Source organism: Actinomadura fulvescens, from assembly GCF_039533225.1.
In the GTDB taxonomy this organism is placed as follows: domain Bacteria; phylum Actinomycetota; class Actinomycetes; order Streptosporangiales; family Streptosporangiaceae; genus Spirillospora; species Spirillospora fulvescens.
On the sequence record NZ_BAAATD010000055.1, the window covers coordinates 1 to 888 of the forward strand.

1 protein-coding gene is annotated in these 888 nt (G+C 52.0%); it reads left to right on the plus strand.

Going from position 1 to position 888, the window contains the following annotated elements; all coding sequences use genetic code 11:
• Nucleotides 1-888, plus strand: an 888-nt coding sequence (gene mobQ / locus ABD333_RS47390; protein WP_344549505.1) for a MobQ family relaxase, incomplete at both ends; no start/stop codon positions are given.

An 888-nucleotide genomic window follows, 5' to 3' on the forward strand; every position in this document is an offset into this window, starting at 1 on the left:
TCTCAAGGGCGCAGCGCAACTGCGGCTAGTGCCTATCGTGCAGCAGAACGAATCGAAGATCATCGCACTGGACTTGTATTTGATTATGAACGGCGTAGCGGCGTTGAGCACACTCATATTCTTGCCCCAGAAAACGCACCAGAATGGGTGCATAATCGCGCCGAGTTGTGGAATGCTGTTGAAGCGGCAGAGACACGCAAGAATAGCCAAGTCGCCCGTGAAGTTCGCATAGCCCTGCCCCATGAGTTTAGCCAAAGCGAACGCATTGAGGCAATTACAGCCTTCTGTAACGAACATTTCGTCAGTCGTGGAATGGTGGCCGATATTGCCTGGCATAGTCCTGGTCAAGATGGTGATGAACGTAATTATCACGCGCATATTATGCTGACGACACGCGAAATCACTGCAGAAGGTTTTACAACGAAAAACCGCGATTGGAACAAGGTCGAGCTTTTAGAGGAATGGCGGGAAGGTTGGGCGAACACGGTCAATTCATGCTTTGAACGTAACAACCTTATTGAACGGATCGATCATAGAACACTAGCGGAGCAACGTGAGGAAGCACTGGAGCGAGCCGCCCATGCAGAGGAACATGGTGACCGTGATATACAGGTGGCTCAAACCCTGCGGGCTTTAGAGCTTGACCGGAGACCGCTGCCACAGCTCTCAGTGGGAGCATGGCAAATGAAGGAGCGCGGCGAGGATATTGAAACCGTGCGCAAGTGGTATGATGTTAAGGCCGCGACCTTGGAGATCAAGGAAACTGTTCAGGAAATAGCCGGTTATTTTCGGGAGGTGATGGGGCGCGGCAAAGAGCATGTCAGTTCGCTTGCCGATAGAGTTCGCGAAGCCGCAAGTAGCATGGATTTTTCTGCCTATGCAGAGCGC